At 69.7% G+C, this 17,462-nt stretch carries 13 protein-coding genes; 5 read left to right on the top strand and 8 right to left on the bottom strand.

The features are described from left to right. Nucleotides 1-198: 198 nt before the first annotated feature. Nucleotides 199-750 (bottom strand): YcbK family protein, encoded by a 552-nt coding sequence (locus ACWPN5_RS23860; protein ID WP_145689161.1) that lies wholly within the window; start codon nt 748-750, stop codon nt 199-201. 565 nt (nt 751-1,315) lie between these two features. On the opposite strand from ACWPN5_RS23860, the gene ACWPN5_RS23855 reads away from it, so the two are divergent. Continuing rightward, complete coding sequence (locus ACWPN5_RS23855) at nt 1,316-3,145, top strand: hypothetical protein (RefSeq protein ID WP_492297755.1); 1,830 nt, start codon at nt 1,316-1,318, stop codon at nt 3,143-3,145. 46 nt (nt 3,146-3,191) lie between these two features. Here the strand turns inward: ACWPN5_RS23855 and ACWPN5_RS23850 are convergent, their stop codons facing one another. Further along, nucleotides 3,192-3,380 carry a hypothetical protein gene (locus tag ACWPN5_RS23850; protein ID WP_492297754.1) on the bottom strand — a complete coding sequence of 63 codons (189 nt, stop codon included), beginning with the start codon at nt 3,378-3,380 and terminating at the stop codon, nt 3,192-3,194. Nucleotides 3,381-3,443: 63 nt separating this feature from the next. After that, nucleotides 3,444-3,644, bottom strand: a complete 201-nt coding sequence (locus ACWPN5_RS23845) for a hypothetical protein (RefSeq protein ID WP_145689159.1) — start codon at nt 3,642-3,644, stop codon at nt 3,444-3,446. 309 nt (nt 3,645-3,953) lie between these two features. Here ACWPN5_RS23845 and ACWPN5_RS23840 point away from each other — a divergent pair, with 309 nt between their 5' ends. After that, on the top strand, nt 3,954-6,035 hold the full coding sequence (locus ACWPN5_RS23840) for a YgiQ family radical SAM protein (protein ID WP_492297752.1): 2,082 nt from the start codon (nt 3,954-3,956) through the stop codon (nt 6,033-6,035). Nucleotides 6,036-6,175: 140 nt separating this feature from the next. Here the strand turns inward: ACWPN5_RS23840 and ACWPN5_RS23835 are convergent, their stop codons facing one another. Then, entirely contained in the window at nt 6,176-6,802 is a 627-nt protein-coding gene (locus ACWPN5_RS23835; RefSeq protein WP_492297750.1) for a hypothetical protein, read from the bottom strand. Nucleotides 6,803-6,916: 114 nt separating this feature from the next. Between ACWPN5_RS23835 and ACWPN5_RS23830 the strand changes: the two genes are divergently transcribed. Next, the gene (locus ACWPN5_RS23830) at nt 6,917-7,696 is read left to right on the top strand and encodes a C40 family peptidase (RefSeq protein WP_492297748.1); all 780 of its coding nucleotides are present in this window, start codon (nt 6,917-6,919) and stop codon (nt 7,694-7,696) included. Here ACWPN5_RS23830 and cobA read toward each other — a convergent pair. The 4 genes from cobA to nirB all read right to left on the bottom strand — a co-directional run bounded on the left by cobA (nt 7,619) and on the right by nirB (nt 14,141). After that, complete coding sequence (gene cobA / locus ACWPN5_RS23825) at nt 7,619-8,551, bottom strand: uroporphyrinogen-III C-methyltransferase (protein ID WP_374191493.1); 933 nt, start codon at nt 8,549-8,551, stop codon at nt 7,619-7,621. The genes ACWPN5_RS23830 and cobA overlap by 78 nt on opposite strands. Further along, complete coding sequence (locus ACWPN5_RS23820; protein ID WP_492297745.1) at nt 8,526-11,120, bottom strand: molybdopterin-dependent oxidoreductase; 2,595 nt, start codon at nt 11,118-11,120, stop codon at nt 8,526-8,528. Before ACWPN5_RS23820 ends, cobA begins: the two co-directional genes overlap by 26 nt. A gap of 192 nt (nt 11,121-11,312) precedes the next feature. Continuing rightward, nucleotides 11,313-11,669 (bottom strand): nitrite reductase small subunit NirD, encoded by a 357-nt coding sequence (nirD, locus tag ACWPN5_RS23815; protein WP_014197984.1) that lies wholly within the window; start codon nt 11,667-11,669, stop codon nt 11,313-11,315. A 6-nt stretch (nt 11,670-11,675) separates the two neighbouring features. Beyond that, the gene (gene nirB / locus ACWPN5_RS23810) at nt 11,676-14,141 is read right to left on the bottom strand and encodes a nitrite reductase large subunit NirB (RefSeq protein WP_492297743.1); all 2,466 of its coding nucleotides are present in this window, start codon (nt 14,139-14,141) and stop codon (nt 11,676-11,678) included. 669 nt (nt 14,142-14,810) lie between these two features. Here nirB and ACWPN5_RS23805 point away from each other — a divergent pair. Further along, entirely contained in the window at nt 14,811-16,199 is a 1,389-nt protein-coding gene (locus ACWPN5_RS23805) for a CmpA/NrtA family ABC transporter substrate-binding protein (protein WP_492297741.1), read from the top strand. Between the two features lie 159 nt (nt 16,200-16,358). Next, a complete protein-coding gene (locus ACWPN5_RS23800) occupies nt 16,359-17,450 on the top strand; it encodes an ABC transporter permease (RefSeq protein ID WP_492297739.1) in 1,092 nt (363 codons plus the stop codon). Nucleotides 17,451-17,462: the final 12 nt, after the last annotated feature.

Below are 17,462 nucleotides of genomic sequence, written 5' to 3'. Positions count from 1 at the left end.
GGGGGTCCGCAAGGTCGGTTGGGGTTAGCATGGGCTCCTCCCAAAGAGCATTGGCCTAATCGTATGGCCTTCTTTTTCGGGCTATGGTGCGCTTCCTCCGTCCTGCGCACAATCCATCCATCGGCGTAATGCCCTTCGCCCGATGCCCCCTGGCAAAAGGTTCTGCGACGAAAAGTCCCGATTCCGCCCCGCTGTTCCTCAGGCCCCAACCCAGCGCCGCGTCGGCCCTGTGTCGACATGGACGAAGTTCCGCTTGGCGTAGCAACCGGCCCCGCCGTCACCGAAGGAGAGGGCGCAGCGGTAGAGGTCCACGGCGCGCCGACCCTGCAAACGCAGGTCGACCGCCCGCCCCTGCAGATGCAGGCTGCCCGACGCCGCCCCCTTCACGCGGCGGTTGGTTTCCTTGGAGCGGAAGGCCGACAGCACCTCGAACGGATGCTGGCTGTCCAACTTTTCCTGCATTTCCGACATCCGGTTCAGCAGGGCGAGGTCGATGCGGTGACAGTCGTCGCTGCGATGGTCGCGCAGAACCCAGTCGATGCGGGCCATCGCCTCCGCGATCGGGCGCCCCTCCGCCCAATAGACGCCGTCGAAGCTTTCTCCCGTCAGACAATTGTAGATCCGCAGCGTGCGCTCCGGCGCCGGCTCCCACGCCGCGGCGCTGCGGCTGTTGCAGACGCCGACCGCGACGGCAGCCCCCAGCCCGAAGATGCCGCGGCGCGTCAGCGCGGCGGCGGCGGACTGGGCCATCCGGGATTTTGGGGACGACGCTTGAGGGTGGGAAGCGGGAGAGCGAAGGGAGGAAGCGTTCAGGGACGGCAAAAAAGACGAAGACAGAAAAGGCATGGAACCACCGGTGCGTTGCGTTACCGAAGCCGTGAACAGGGAAAACCGGAAAATGTCGGCACGCGCTGATGACAGCGGGGGACGCGCGTCGGTGATCCAGGCGTGCCGTGGGAACGGGAAGGGTCTTCAGCCATCGTTCGGACCCTTCCCTGTCGAGTCCCCTGTCCGGCGGCGGGTAACCCGGACAATGGCCCGACCGTTCCGCAGCGGCGGGTAGCATACGGTAGTTTACGCCCCGTTCGGCGGGGGTGGTCCTCGCCGCCTTCGGCCGGGCCGCCTCCACCTTCGGATGAGCGCCCCACCCCAACGAACAGAGATCGGAGCGGACTTCGGGAATAGCGCCCGGCCTAAAAGCACAGGGTTGATGGACATCAATTTTTCCCGATGAAAGAATGCCGGCAACACATCGACCCACCCCTTTTGAGAAAGATCGCACGTCGTCTGTCTCAACGTTCGGGAGATGTCACGAATGACCGAGGAAACGCCGCCCGCGCAGGGGTGGGCATTGGATGATCGTGCCGTCAGGACTCAGCTTGAGCGGATTTTGGCGAGCGACCATTTCGACGCGTCGGAGCGCAACCGCCGCTTCCTGCGCTATGTGGTCGAGGAGTGCCTGGACGGGCGGGCGCAGCAGATCAAGGCCTACTGCATCGCCGTCAGCGTCTTCAACCGCGAGCCGAGCTTCGACCCGCAATCCGACCCCATCGTGCGGCTGGAGGCCGGGCGGCTGCGCCGCAGCCTGGAGCATTACTATCTGACCGCCGGCCGCGACGACCCGATCCGCATCGTCGTGCCGAAGGGCGGCTACGCCCCCCGCTTCGAGCGGATGAGCGAAGAACCGCCCACCGCCCTGCCCGCCCCCCGCGCCGTGCCGGCCGGGGACCCGCCCCGGCGCGCCATGTCTCCGCGCCTCGCCGGGCTGGCCGCCGTGGTGCTGATCGCGGTCGCGCTGGCCGGCCTGCTGGTCGGCCGGACCCTCGCCACGCCCGCCGAGCTGGAGGAGGCGCTGGCGCTCGGCCCCCACCCGATCATGGCCGGCGTGGAGCCTCGGGACAGCGAGCCCGTGACACCCGCGCCCACGCCCGCATCGGTACCCCCGTCGGCGCTCCCGTCGGCAAGGGACACCACGTCCCTGACCCTCGTCGTCGGTCCCTTCCGAACCACCGGGCAGTCGGCGGAGGACGCCGCCCTCGCTGCCATGCTGACCGACGAGATCGCTGGCGGCCTCGCCAACCGGACCGACCTGCCGGTGCGGATCGATCCGCCACTGACCGCTGCCCCGCCCCATCACGGACTTCGCCTGTCCGGCAGCCTTCAGGGTCACGACGCGGCGGTGCGTCTGGTCGTGCATCTCACCGACCTCGCCACCGGGACGGTGCTGTGGTCCACCAGCCTGGACCACCCGTCCGGACCGCAGGGCGTGCCGATGCCGCAGGCCTTGGCGGCCGGCATCATCGAGCCGATGACCGCTCCGCAAGGCCCTCTGCTGCCCGCCGTCACCGCGCGCCTGCGCGCCAAACCGGCCGCCAGCCTGTCGCCGCGCGAGTGCGCCGCCCTCGCCACCGGACGGCACGAGACCCAGCCGGCCGAGCGGAGCGCCTTGAGCGGCTGCCTGACCTCCGCGGCCAGCGCTCTCGCGACCAGCGCCGGCGAGGCGGCCCGCTTCTGGTCGGCGCTGTCCCTTCTGCAATCGGACGCCTATCGGGTGGACCGGAACGAGGCCGCCCTGAATGACGCGCTGGCCGCCGCCCTGCGCGCCACCGAACTGGAGCCGGCCGGTCTGCGCCCGCTGACGGCGCTCTACACCGCCTACTGCCTGCGCGGTCAATACGGCCCTTGCTTCGCCGCCGGGCACCGCGCCCTTCAGGCGTCGCCCGGAAACGCCCATGTGCTGGGCGACCTCGGCCTGTGGCATGTCGAAGCCGGACAATCCGCGAAAGGCCTGCCCCTGCTCGAACAGGCCATGGAGCGCGACCCGGCGCAGCGGGAACGGCTCCTGCCCGCCTACAGCCTCGCCCTCCAGCGCCACGGCCACCCGGACAGCACCAAGCTGGAGTTCGAGGTGACCGCCGCCGCGCCTGCCCAGGCCGCCCTGGCCGTCGCCTATGTGGAGATGGGCCGGATGGACGAGGCCAAGGCGGCGGCGACACGGGCCCTGGCGGCGGACCCCGATTTCGCCCGCCGGGCGGCGCGGGAGCAGCGCATCCAGCCGCTGCCCCCGACGCTGGACGCGGCCATCCGCAGCAGCTATGCCATGGTCGGACTGGCCGCGCCCGCGGGTGAGAGCGTCACCCGGTAGCTCTCATACGACGTCGTATGATGAAACCGACGACGCCGACGACGCGTCAGCCGGTGCCCGGCTGGACGGACCCGTCATCCTCTTCGGCCCGACGCCGCAGCTCGTCGGACGTGGCTCCGGCGGGAACGGCGTCCTGGAGCGTCCCGTCGCCGGGCGTCTTGGTCTTGTCATCCAACGGGGCATCCTTCCCGGCCCCCGCCTCGGGCGGGTTGTCCGGTGTCTTCTCATCAGCCATGGCGAACCTCCGTTTTGTTGTGCTTCCAACGAACAACGCCCGTGGTGCCCGTGGGGGTCCCATTCACGGCTGGGGTGCGCTGTCCGGAGAGTCGTCCGTGCCCGGCGCCCTCTCCTTTGGCGCCTTATCCTTTCTGGTTTCGGCACCCGGCCCTTCGATGTTCTGGAAGCCCATCTTTTCCTCGTCGATATCGGGGTCGGCGCGGGTGTTCTTGATGTCGAGCGGCTCGTCGCGCTGGTCGCCGTAACGCTTGTCGGTGCTCATGAACAATTCCTATCCGTGAGTGAGGCTTGCATCTCCGCCCTTCCCAACAGGGTGCCGGAACACCTGTTGCGGCCCCTCTTTCCCGTGGCCCCTTGCCGATGGAGGCCCGGCTGCACACATCACGGCGTCATAATCGCGTATAAAGTTGACCCCGACGGTCAGGCAATCCTTGACCGCGCCGCGGCACTTCCGTAGGGACTCGCGCGGTGGACCATGCCGGACATTGCCGGTATGAAACCGGCACCCGACCATCAAGCACCCCGCCCCGGCCGCGCGTCCCGCGCACCGGCGGCCCGAACGGAGAGCGTCATGCTCAACGAAGCCACGCCCACCGTCGCCGTTCCGGCGGCGCGGGACATCTTCTCCCTCCCCCGGCACCGGACGGAGGCCCGGCGGCCGGCGCCCTTCCTGCCGATGACGCGGGCGGAGATGGACCGGCTGGGCTGGGATTCCTGCGACATCGTCGTGGTGACGGGCGACGCCTATGTCGACCATCCCAGCTTCGGCATGGCGATCATCGGGCGGCTGCTGGAGGCGCAGGGCTTCCGCGTCGGCATCATCGCCCAGCCGGATTGGAGCAGCGCGGAGCCGTTCAAGGCGCTGGGCAAGCCGAACCTGTTCTTCGGGGTGACCGGCGGCAACATGGACTCGATGGTGAACCACTACACCTCGGACCGCCGCCTGCGTCACAACGACAGCTACACTCCCAACGACGAGGGCGGCAAGCGGCCCGACCGCGCGGTGATCGTCTACAGCCAGCGCTGCCGCGAGGCCTACAAGGACGTGCCCATCGTGCTCGGCGGCATCGAGGCGAGCCTCCGCCGCATCGCCCAGTACGACCATTGGAGCGAGAAGGTCCGCCGCTCCGTCCTCGTGGATTCCAAGGCGGACATCCTGTGCTACGGCAACGCCGAGCGCGCGATCATCGACGTCGCCCACCGCATCGCCGCCGGGGAGAAGGCGCGGGAGATCGACGACGTCCGCGGCACCTCCATCGTCCGCAGCCGCGTGCCGGACGGCTGGACCGTCATCGACAGCAGCAGCATCGACGAGCTGACCCCCGCCGCCCCCCGCGCCGCCGGGGCCGACCGCACGGTGGTGCGCCTGCCCTCCTTCGAGCAGGTCAGCGCCGACAAGGTGCTCTACGCCCACGCCTCGCGCGTGCTGCACCAGGAGAGCAACCCCGGCAACGCCCGCGCGCTGGTGCAGCGGCACGGCGACCGCGAGGTCTGGCTGACCACCCCGCCGATCCCGCTGACCACGGCGGAGATGGACGGGGTCTACGGCCTGCCCTACGCCCGCGCGCCCCACCCGGCCTACGGCGACGCGCGCATCCCGGCCTGGGAGATGATCCGCTTCTCGGTGAACATCATGCGCGGCTGCTTCGGCGGCTGTTCCTTCTGCTCGATCACCGAGCATGAGGGGCGCATCATCCAGAGCCGGTCGGAGGGCTCGATCCTCAAGGAGATCGAGGAGATCCGCGACAAGGTGAAGGGCTTTACCGGGGTCATCTCCGACATGGGCGGGCCGACCGCCAACATGTACCGCATGGCCTGCAAGGACCCGGAGATCGAGAAGGTCTGCCGCCGCCCGTCCTGCGTCTTCCCGGACATCTGCAAGAACCTGAACACCGACCACAGCGACCTGATCCAGCTCTACCGCAAGGCGCGCGCCATCCCCGGCGTGAAGAAGATCAACATCGCCTCGGGCCTGCGCTACGACCTCGCCGTCCGCAGCCCGGAATATGTAAAGGAGCTGGTGACCCACCATGTCGGCGGTTATCTGAAGATCGCTCCGGAGCACACCGAGCCCGGCCCGCTGTCCAAGATGATGAAGCCGGGCATCGGCACCTACGACCGCTTCAAGGAGATGTTCGAGCAGGCGGCCAAGGCGGCGGGCAAGAAGCTCTACCTGATCCCCTACTTCATCGCCGCCCACCCCGGCACCAGCGACGAGGACATGATGAACCTCGCCCTGTGGCTGAAGCGGAACGGCTTCAAGGCCGATCAGGTGCAGACCTATCTGCCCTCGCCCATGGCGCTCGCCACGGCGATGTACCACAGCGACCGCAACCCGCTGCGCCCGATCCGCCGCGAGGGCTCGGAGACGGTGTTCTCGGCCAAGGGGCTGAAGCAGCGCCGCCTGCACAAGGCCTTCCTGCGCTACCACGACCCGGAGAACTGGCCGGTGCTGCGCGACGCGCTGAAGGCGATGGGCCGCAGCGACCTGATCGGGCCGGGCGAGCACCAGCTCGTTCCGGCCTGGCAGACGACGGGGGGCGTGGGAAAGACGGACAAGCCGAAGCCGGGCAAGACCTTCTACACCCAGCAAGCGGGCAAGGGCCGCCGGGCGCCGGCCAAGGCCGGCAAGCCGATGGGACGGGCACGGTAGCCCTCTCCCCTCCGGGGAGAGGGAGGGGACCCACGCCTACGGCGTGGGGAGGGTGAGGGGGTTGCGCGTGTGCCGGACGTGACGTCACGCGCATCCCCCTCACCTTAACCCTCTCCCCGGAGGGGAGAGGGGACAAGACCTCAGCAGCCGTTGAGGGCCTTGATGCGCTCGATCAGCGCCAGCCCATCGCGCTCGGCCAGCGCGACCTCGGCGGCGCCGTCGCAGGCGCGGCCGCTCACATGGACATAGTGGTAGCGCACGCGCACGGCATCCCGCCCGGCGGCCTCCGCGGCCAGCAGGCGGATGGGGACGCTCATGTTGCCGTAGAAGCGGTTCATCGACGCGATGTCGTAGGCCCCGCTGCCCCGCTTTTCGGGAATGACGTAGGTGTTGGCCCGCGCGGCGTCCGCCTGCCCCAAGGCGTCATAGAAGGCGCGCACCGCCGCGACCCGGTCGGTCGGTTGGGGGCGGTGCGTCGGCGGAGTGAATTGGGCCGGGTCAGCGCTCGGGGCCGCCTGCGGGATGGGCGCAGGGTTGGCCGCGGGCTGACCCGGCCGGACCACCGCGGTTGCCGGCGCCGGCTGCGGTGGAACGAGGCTCGACGGGGGAGAAGACGGCTCCACCGCTGGAGAAGGACTGGGCTGCGGCAGGAGCCGCAGGGGGCCTTGGGTGGCCGCCTGGGAGGCCGTCTGCGCCGTGGCCACACCGGCCAGCAGGCATGAGCCCACCGCCGCCGCGAGTCCCAGACGCCTCACACGGTTGCCCATCGCACTCTCCTGTCGAAAAGCGTCAAATCCATAGCAAATCCCCATCTCCCGGAGGATTGTCCGGAACGGTCCTCTGGCTTGCATTCCGGCGGGGCGGGCTCTAGCGTGACCGGCATGACCGATGCACTGACCACCCCAATTCGCCGGCTCGCCGCTCCGCTGGCCGTTCTTCTGGAACAGCCGAGGCACGGCGTCCCGCAAACCAGCGAGATGCTGTTCGGTGAAACATGTACGCCGCTCGATCGGGATGGCGACTGGGTGAAGGTGGAAAACCGCACCGATGGCCATGTCGGCTGGCTTCCCCCCGGCACGGACCTGACGGAGCCGGTCTCCCCGACCCACCGCGTGTCCGGGCGCGTGGCGAACCTGCACCCGGCGCCCACCCACAAGGCGGTGCCGGTGGGGGCGCTGAGCTTCGGCAGTCTGGTGACCGTAGCGGAACAGTTGGATAGCGGCTGGGTCCGGCTCGACAACGGGCTGTGGACCTTCGGCAAGCGGCTGGAGCCGGTAGCCGTGCCGCAGGACCGCGTCCCGGTGGAGACGGCGCTGCGCTTCCTGGAAACCCCCTATGTCTGGGGCGGGCGGAGCGCCTTCGGCATCGACTGCTCCGGCCTCGTCCAGGTGGCGCTGCGCGCGGCGGGGATCACCACCCACCACAGCAGCGGGATGCAGCGCAACGACGACCGGCTGGGACCGATGGTCTCAACGGACGGGCAGGGGATGGACTACCGCCGCGGCGACGTCGTGTTCTTCCCCGGCCATGTCGGCATCATGCTGGACGGCGCCACGCTGCTGCACGCCACCGTCTTCACCATGTCAGTCGTGACCGAGCCCCTGGCCGACGTGACCGCCCGCGCCGAGGGCATCACCGGCGTGCGCCGCCCGGCTCTCTAGCGCCCAGCCGATCAAAAGCAGCGTCGGGCCGTCGCCCGCCGCCACGCCCCGCTCGGCCATGGCGCCCAGCGTCGTGCGGTGGTGGCGTTCGTCGGGACGGCAGCCGTTCTCCACCGCCAGAACCGGCGTGTCAGGGGACAGCCCGCCGGCGGTCAGGCCGCGCCCGACGCGGCGGGCGGCCTCACGCCCCATGTAGATCGCCAGCGTGCCTTTGGGGTCGGCCAGCCGCGCCCAGTCCGGCTCGGTCGCGTCGCCTTCGCGGGCGTGGGCGGTGACGAAGGTGACGGCGCGCGACACGCCGCGCTTGGTCAGCGACAGCCCGGCGCTCGACGCGCAGCCGAGCGCTGCGGTGATGCCGGGGATCACCGACACGCTGATTCCGATACGCTCCAGATGCTCGATCTCCTCGCCGGCCCGGCCGAAGATCATCGGGTCGCCGCCCTTCAGCCGGACGGTGCGCCGCCCGCTGCGGGCCTGCGCTGCGATCAGCGCGTTGATGGCCTCCTGGGAATGGGAGTGCCGGCCCGACCGCTTGCCGACGCAGATCAGCTCGGCCCCCGGCTGCGCCAGGGCGAGGATGCCCGGCCCGACGAGATGGTCGTAGAGGATCACCTCGGCCTGCGCGATGGCCCGCGCCGCCGCGACGGTCAGCAGGTCGGGGTCCCCCGGCCCGGCACCAACCAAAGTGACGTGGGGCGTCCGCCCGGAGACCTCCGGGATGGCGCGGGCGACGCGGCGGGCCGTGCGCGGACGCAGCGCCGAGCCGAACGCGGCGCGCAGGGCGACGATGAAGTTGAAACGCTTGCCTCCGGACCGGGAGACAAGACCGTCAAGCCACATGGCTGCGCTGGGCATCGGCAAGGATCTCCTTCAGTTCGGGGATGCAGGAGCCGCAGTTGGTCCCGGCCCGCAGGGCCGCTCCGACCTCCTGGACCGTGGTCAGACCTTGGCTTTGGATGGCGGCGATCAGGCGGTTGACGCCGACGCCGAAGCAGGAACAGACCGTCCGTCCCTCGTCGGCCGTGGGAACCGGCGAGCGGCCGGAGAGCAAGGCGCGGCGGGCGGCACCGTCCAGCGCCTCCGCCGACAGCAGTTCGACCAGCCAGCCCCGGCTGGGCAAACCACCGGAGGTGGACAGGAACAGGCAGGCCTCAAGCCGGTCGTGGGTCACCCAGGCGCGGCGCAGCACGCCGCGGGCCGCGTCGCTGTAATCGACCGTCGCCCCGGCGAAGCCGAACGCCAGCGTCTCCGGAGCGGGCAGGGCGCCCTCGCCGGCCAGTTCGATCAGGTGGCCGCCGGGGACGGCGCGGCGCGACCAGTAGCCGCCATGGGTGGGCTCCACCGGCTCGCGGGCGATCAGGAAGCCGGTCCAGGCGGCGGGGTAGGGGGTGAGCGTCACCGGCATCCGCTTCAGGTCCGGCTGGCCCGACATGGGATCCACGGCCATGTCGTCGACCAGCCGCCCGACGACGCAGGCGGCGGTGAAGCGGTCGGTCCAGTGCATGGGCAGGAAGGCGTCCCCCACCCGCTGCGCCTCGGTCACGCGCAGCCGGGCCAGGGCCGTGCCGACGGGAGTCGAGAGGCTGACCAGGGCGCCGTCCGCCAGGCCGCGCGCCGCGGCGTCCTGCGAGTGCAGGTCCAGGCAGGGCTCCGGCGCGTGGGCGGACAGGCGCGGCGACAGGCCGGTGCGCGTCATGGTGTGCCACTGGTCGCGCAGGCGGCCGGTGTTCAACATCAGCGAACCCGGCTCCACGGAGCGGGGCAGGGGGCGGGAGATGACCGGGATGAAGCGCGCCCGCCCGTCCTCGGTGAAGAAGCGCCCGTCGGTGAAGAGACGGCGCGTCGGACCCTCGCCGACCCGCCGCGGCCAGGGGGCGGGAGCGAGCGTTTCAAATTCAGCGTCGGACAGCTTGGCGAGGCCGCCGATGTCGAAGGCCCGTGTGCCGTCGTTCTCGAAGGCGGAGAGGGCGGCGTGCTCGCGAAAAACGGCGGCGGGCGTCTCGAAGGGGAAGGCGTCGGCGAAGCCCATCGCGCGGGCGACCTGGGTGACGATCCACCAGTCGGGCCGCGCCTCGCCCGCCAGGGGACGGAAGGCCCGCTGGCGGGAGATCGTCCGGTCGGAGTTGGTGACGGTGCCGTCCTTCTCGCTCCAGCCCGCGGCGGGCAGGCGGATGTGGGCCAGCCGCGCCGTGTCGGTGTCGGCGATGCAGTCGGAGACGATGACGGTTTCGCATTTGGCCAGCGCGCGGCGGACGCGGGCGGCGTCGGGCATGCTGACCGCCGGGTTGGTCGCCATCACCCAGACGGCGCGGACCGTGCCCGCCTCCACCGCGCGGAACAGGTCCACCGCCTTCAGGCCGGGCTTGTCGGCCACGCGCGGAGCGTTCCAGAAGCGGCGCAGCCGGTCCAGCGACTCCGGCTCGAACCCCATATGGGCGGCGAGCTGGTTGGCGAGCCCGCCGACCTCCCGACCGCCCATGGCGTTGGGCTGGCCGGTGACCGAGAAGGGCCCCATGCCCGGCGCGCCGATCCGCCCGGTCAGGAAATGGACGTTCAGGATGGCGTTGACCGTGTCCGTCCCCTGGGAGGACTGGTTCACCCCCTGGGAATAGACGGTGACGGTGCGGCGGACCGTTGCGACTTCAGCGTAGAAGGCCTCGATCTCGGCCAGCGGCAGACCGCAGCGGGCGGCGACATGGGCGGGGGAGGGGGCGTCGGCGCGGGCGGCCTCCAGCGCCTTGGCCAGACCGGCGGTGTGCTCGGCCACGAAGCGGGCGTCCAGAACGCCGTTGTCGGCGAGATGGACGAGCAGCCCGTTGAACAGCAGGGCGTCGGTGCCGGGTCGGATGGGCAGGTGACGGTCGGCCCCGTCCACCGTGGCGGTGCGGCGCGGGTCGATGACGACGATGCGGGTGCCGCGCGTGTGCTTGGCCGCCAGCAGCCTCTGGTTCAGGATCGGGTGGCACCAGGCGAGGTTGGAGCCGACCAGCACGACCAGATCGGCTTCCTCCAGATCCTCGTAGGTCACCGGCACCGCGTCGGCGCCGAAGCCGCGCTTGTGGCCCGCCACGCTGGAGGCCATGCAGAGGCGCGAGTTGGTGTCGATGTTGGCGGTGCCGAGGAAGCCCTTCGCCAGCTTGTTGACGGCGTAATAGTCCTCGGTCAGCAACTGGCCGGAGACGTAGAAGGCCACCGAGTCCAGCCCGTGCCTGGCGATGGTGTCGGAGAGACGCGTTGCGACGGCGGCGATGGCCTCGTCCCAGGCGACGCGCCGCCCGTCCACCTCCGGGTGCAGCAGACGCTCGCCGAGGCCCAGCGTGTCGGGCAGGTTGGTGCCCTTGGAGCAGAGCTTCCCCCGGTTGGCGGGGTGGTCGGGATCGCCGGAGACGGAGACGGTGCCGTCGCTGAAGACGGAGGCCAGCACGCCGCAGCCGACGCCGCAGTAAGGGCAGGTGGTGCGGATGGGCTTCCCCGCCGCGATTTCCCTCTCCCCTCCGGGGAGAGGGGAGGGTGAGGGGGTTGCGCTTGTGCCGAACGTACCGACACGCGCAACCCCCTCACCCCAACCCTCTCCCCGGGGGGAGAGGGGGAAGAAAGAGGGGAATAGGGCCTTTCCTCACCCATGGCCGCAGCCTCCGCGTCCCGGACGGAAGGCGGCCAGCCCGAGTTGCACCGCGCCGTCCACCACCCGCACCGGGCAGTGGCCGGCACAGCCCTCATCGGGGCCGACCGCCTCGCCGCTGGCGAGGTCGATCACCCAGCTGTGCAGCGGGCAGGTCACCCGCGCCCCGTGGACGATGCCCTGCGACAGCGGGCCGCCGGCGTGCGGGCAGCGGTCCTCCAGCGCGTAGACCTCGTCCGCCACGGTGCGGAACAGGGCGATGTCGCCGAAGCCGGTCCGCACCACGCGGGAGCCCTGGCGGGGGATGTCCTCGACCGAGCCGACGGTGATCCAGGAAATGCTCTGATCCATGTGTCGTTACCCCACCTGAGCGAGCGGCGCGAATTCGTGACGGTCGACCGACCCGCTGGCCCGCTCGGCCCACGGATCGTCCTGCGAAAAGCTTTGGGAGAAGAGGAAGCGGGCGTTGAGCGCCGCGCGGCCCTCAGCGTCCTCGACCAGCCGCCGCTTGATGTGGTCCAGCCCGACGCGCTCGACCCACGGGGCAGTGCGCTCCAGATAGCGGGCCTCCTCGCGGTAGAGCTGCATGTAGGCGCCGGTGTATTCCAGCACCTCCGCCTCGGTCTCCACCTTCACCAGAAGGTCGCAGGCCCGGACATGCATGCCGCCGTTGCCGCCGACATGCAGCTCGTAGCCGCTGTCCACGCAGACGACGCCGAGGTCCTTGATGGTGGCCTCCGCGCAATTGCGCGGGCAGCCGGAGACGGCCAACTTCACCTTGTGCGGGGTCCAGGTGCCCCAGGTCATCCGCTCCAGCTTGACGCCCAGGCCGGTGCTGTCCTGCGTGCCGAAGCGGCACCATTCCGACCCGACGCAGGTCTTCACCGTGCGCAGCCCCTTGGCGTAGGCGTGGCCGGACACCATGCCGGCAGCGTTCAGGTCTGCCCACACCGCGGGCAGATCCTCCTTCTTCACGCCGAACAGGTCGATGCGCTGGCCGCCCGTCACCTTCACCGTGGGAATGGCGAACTTGTCCACCACGTCGGCGATGGCGCGCAGCTCCTTCGCGCTGGTCAGCCCGCCCCACATGCGCGGGACGACGGAGTAGGTGCCGTCCTTCTGGATGTTGGCGTGGACGCGCTCGTTGATGTAACGGGACCGGCTGTCGTCCTTGTAGTCGCCCGGCCATTCGCAGAGCAGGTAATAGTTCAGCGCCGGGCGGCAATGGTGGCAGCCGTCGGGCGTGCGCCATTCCAGCCGCTGCATCACGTCGGGGATGGACTTCAGGTCCAGAGCGGTGATGGCCCGACGCACCTCGTCGTGGGTGCGGTCGGTGCACTTGCACATCGGCTTGGCCTTCGCCTCGCCCGCGTAGCCGTCGCCCAGCGTCAGGGCCAGGAGCTGCTCCACCTGACCGGTGCAGCTTCCGCAGGAGGCCGAGGCTTTGGTATGAGCCCGCACCTCGTCCAGGCTGGACAGGCCCTTTTCGGTGATCGCCGTGACGATGGTGCCCTTGCACACGCCGTTGCAACCGCAGATCTCCGCACTGTCGGGGAGCGCCGCAACGGCGGCCTTAGGGTTTGCCGCCCCCTCGCCTCCAAAGCTCTGGCCGAAGATCAGGGTGTCGCGGACCGGCGCCACCTCGGTCCCGTCCTTCAGCATCTGGAAGTACCAGCCGCCGTCCTTGGTGTCGCCGTAGAGCACGGCGCCGAGGATGCGGTTCTCCTTGACCACCACGCGCTTGTAGACGCCGCGGGCGGCGTCGCGGAACACGATGTCCTCGCAGTCCTTGCCGCCGGTGAAGTCGCCGGCCGAGAAGACGTCCACCCCCGTCACCTTCAGCTTGGTCGAGGTGACGGAGCCGGTGTAGGCGGCCTCCGCACCGCCGGCCAGCCGGGCGGCGGCGACCTTGGCCATCTCGAACAGCGGGGCGACGAGGCCGTAGGTCTGGCCGCGGTGCTCCACGCACTCGCCGACCGACAGGATCGCCGGATCGGAGGTGGTCATGGCGTCGTCCACCTGGATGCCGCGCCCGCAGGCCAGCCCCGCCGCCTTGCCCAGCGTCGTGTTCGGGCGGATGCCCACGGCCATGACCACCAGATCGGCGGGAAGCTCCTGCCCATTTTTCAGGCGAACCGCGGAAACTTTCTCGTTGCCCACAATTTCGGCAGTGTCGGCACCAGTCAGCACAGCGATGCCGCGGCCTTCCAGTTCGTGCCGCAGCAGCGCCCCGGCGGAGCGGTCGAGCTGCCGTTCCATCAGCGTGTCCATCAGATGCAGGACCGTGACGTCCATGCCCTTGACCGTCAGCCCATTGGCCGCCTCCAGCCCGAGCAGGCCGCCGCCGATGACCACGGCGCGCCCGCCCTTCGCCGCCGCCTCCAGCATCGTGTCGACGTCGGCGAGGTCGCGGAAACCGACGACGCCGGGCAGGGTGGAGCCCGGAACCGGGATGATGACGGGGGTGGAGCCGGTGGCGATCAGCAGTTTGTCGTAACCCACGGTCAGGCCGGACATGGCCGTGACGGTGCGGTTCGCCCGGTCGATCACCTCCACCCGGTCGCCGGTCAACAGATTGATTCCGTTGGCCTCGTACCAGTCGCGCCCGTTCAGCACGATCTGCTCGAAGGTCTTCTCCCCGGCCAGCACGGGGGAGAGCATGATGCGGTTGTAGTTGGGATGAGGCTCGGCGCCGAAGACGGTGATGTCGTAACGGTCCGGCGCCTTGGCCAGCAGTTCCTCCAGCGTGCGGATGCCGGCCATGCCGTTGCCGACGACGACCAGCCGTTCGCGCTTCGTCGGTGGATTGGTGTGCGTGCTCATGCTGTGTGCCCTCTTGCGAGGCCGCGAGGCCGAAAAGAAAAAGGCGCCCGAAGCCCTGGGGACTCCCGCGGGATTCCCAGGGTTTCGGACGCCGTTGTCCGGATGGTTCGCCGTCGAACCGGCCATGGCGCCGTTGCCCTGGCCCTGATCTGCCCGTCCTTCTGGCAATCCGCGTGCCAACACCGGCACCAAGGTATGAGAAAGGGGCCAGAACAGCGGATTTCCGCCGTTTTTACGACCTCGCCCGCGCGGATGCGGGACGGGAATGTCGGGACCGGAACACGCGCTTTTGTCCCGCTTCGACCAAAAAGCGGTCCGAAAGCCGACAATTTGTGCAACGCGTCACCACCAAGGTACTAGCACAAAGAATAGGCAACTCGCGTCAAAGCCGCAGAAACAAAGACTTTTGGCTCTGTTTGGACGCCGTTTCAGCCTTTGGCATGGTCCTTGCGAGAGGAACGGCGGGACGCGCCAACGGCGACGCGTCCATCCCATACGCCCAAGGTTGGGCCCCTCGGCACCGTCGCTGACCCGGTTCGACAGCCCTTCATGGCTGGAGAGCCCTCAACGGCGCGTCGCCGGTGGGGCGTTGGATCGAGGTCGGGCGTGCCGCGGGGGTCCGGAACGAGAGATGGAGCGACCAACGTGACGCGAGACGTGATCCGAGCCGTGACCCGACTGCCCGCCTCCCCCCGCACCGCCCTGCTGTCCGCCGCCGCCACGCTGGCGCTGGCGCTCGGCTCCGCCCAGGCCGCTCCGCTCGACGTGGAGAAGGACCAGCTCAAGCTGGGCTTCATCAAGCTGACCGACATGGCCCCGCTCGCCATCGCCGCGGAGAAGGGCTTCTTCGAGGACGAGGGCCTGTCGGTGACGCTGGAGCCGCAGGCCAACTGGAAGGTGCTGCTCGACCGCGTGATCTCCGGGGAGCTGGACGGCGCCCACATGCTGGCCGGTCAGCCGCTGGGCGCCACCATTGGCTTCGGCACCCAGGCCAACGTGGTGACCGCCTTCTCAATGGACCTCAACGGCAACGGCATCACCCTGTCGAACGAGGTCTGGGAGCGGATGAAGCCCAACCTGCCCAAGGGGCCGGACGGCAAGCCGCTGCATCCGATCAAGGCGGACGCGCTGAAGCCGGTCATCGCCCAGTACCGGGCGGAGGGCAAGCCCTTCACCATGGGCATGGTCTTCCCCGTCTCCACCCACAATTACGAGCTTCGCTACTGGCTGGCCGCCGGCGGCATCAACCCCGGCTATTACGCCCCCAACGACGTGTCGGGGCAGATTCAGGCCGACGCGCTGCTGTCGGTCACCCCGCCGCCGCAGATGCCGGCGACGCTGGAGGCCGGGACCATCTTCGGCTACAGCGTCGGCGAGCCGTGGAACCAGCAGGCGGTGATGAAGGGCATCGGCGTGCCGGTCATCACCGACACCGAGATCTGGAAGAACAACCCGGAGAAGGTCTTCGGCGTCACCGAGGGCTGGGCCGCCAAGAATCCCAAGACCCATCTGGCTCTGGTCAAGGCGCTGATCCGCGCCGCCATGTGGCTGGACGAGAACGGCAACGCCAACCGCGCCGAGGCGGTGAAGATCCTGGCGAAGTCGGAGTATGTGGGGGCCGACGCCACGGTCATCGCCAACTCGATGACCGGCACCTTCGAGTATGAGAAGGGCGACAAGCGGGCGGTTCCCGACTTCAACGTCTTCTTCCGCTACAACGCCACCTATCCCTTCTATTCCGACGCGGTCTGGTACCTGACGCAGATGCGCCGCTGGGGCCAGATCGCCGAGGCCAAGCCGGACTCCTGGTACGACGAGACCGCCCGCAAGGTCTACAAGCCGGAGATCTACCTGAAGGCCGCGCGGCTGCTGGTGGAGGAGGGCAAGGCCAAGGAGGCCGACTTTCCCTGGGCCAGCGACGGCTACAAGCCGCTGGACGAGGGCTTCATCGACGGCATCGCCTACGACGGCCGCAAGCCCAACGAGTACCTGACGAAGCTGCCCATCGGCCTGAAGGGCGGGCAGGCGGTGCAGGGCGGCCAACTGGTCGGCGGTTGAGCGCCTTTCTCCCCGGATGACCTGCGCAGTGGTCGCGACGGGCCCCCACCCTAACCCTCCCCCGCTACGCAGGGGAGGGAATCCACTCCTCCCCCTGCGAAGCGGGGGGAGGTTGGGAGGGGGGCCGCGGCGCCCCGCGCCAAACAGAAAGATCACCCCATGACCAGCGTGACCGAAGCCTCCACCCTCTCCTCCGCCGAGGCGATGCGCGCCCGGCGCAAGGCCCGCCTCGCCCATGGCCTGAACCGTGCCGCCGCGACCATGCAGATCGTCGGGCTCGGCTGGCTCAGCCCGTTGCTCCGCATGGCCGCCGGCGACAGCCCGCGCCAGCAGGGGCGGGAGCTGTGGCAGCAGATGGGCGTGCCGCTGACCGCCCTGATGCTGTTCCTCGCCGCCTGGGCGTGGCTGGCGCCGCAGGTGAACACCAGCCTGGGCGCCATCCCCGGCCCGGCCCAGGTGTGGGAGCAGGTCGGCGTCCTGCACGCCGACCATCAGGCCGAACGCGCCAAGGAGGCCGCCTTCTACGACCGGCAGGCCAAGCGCAACGCCGAGCTGCTGGCGAAGGACCCGAGCGCCGAGGTAAAGACCCGCCCCTACGCCGGCAAGCCGACCTACCTCGACCAGATCCTGACCAGCCTGAAGACGGTCTTCACCGGCTTCCTGCTCGGCGCGCTGGTGGCGGTGCCGCTGGGGGTGGCCTGCGGCCTGTCGCGCACGGTCAACGCGGCGATGAACCCGCTGATCCAGATCTTCAAGCCGGTGTCGCCGCTGGCCTGGCTGCCGCTGGTCACCATGGTGGTCAGCGCCACCGTGTCGAGCGACAACCCGACCTTCGAGAAATCCTTCCTCACCTCCGCCATCACGGTCACGCTCTGCTCGCTGTGGCCGACGCTGATCAACACGGCGGTCGGCGTGTCCTCCATCGACAAGGACCTGATGAATGTCGGCAAGGTGCTGCAACTCTCCGGCCCGACGATGGTGCGCCGGCTCGTGCTGCCCTCGGCGCTGCCCTACATCTTCACGGGCCTGCGGCTGTCGCTGGGCGTGGGCTGGATGGTGCTGATCGCGGCGGAGATGCTGGCCCAGAACCCCGGCCTCGGCAAGTTCGTGTGGGACGAGTTCCAGAACGGCTCCTCCTCCTCGCTCGCCCGCATCATGGTGGCGGTCTTCACCATCGGCCTGATCGGCTTCCTGCTGGACCGCGTCATGCTGGCCTTCCAGGCCGCCGTTTCCCACACCGGCACCCGCTGAGGAGTCCCCGAG

It is taken from the genome of Azospirillum sp. UENF 211521 (genome assembly GCF_058780535.1).
This window is presented reverse-complemented; position numbering and strand designations above follow the sequence as displayed.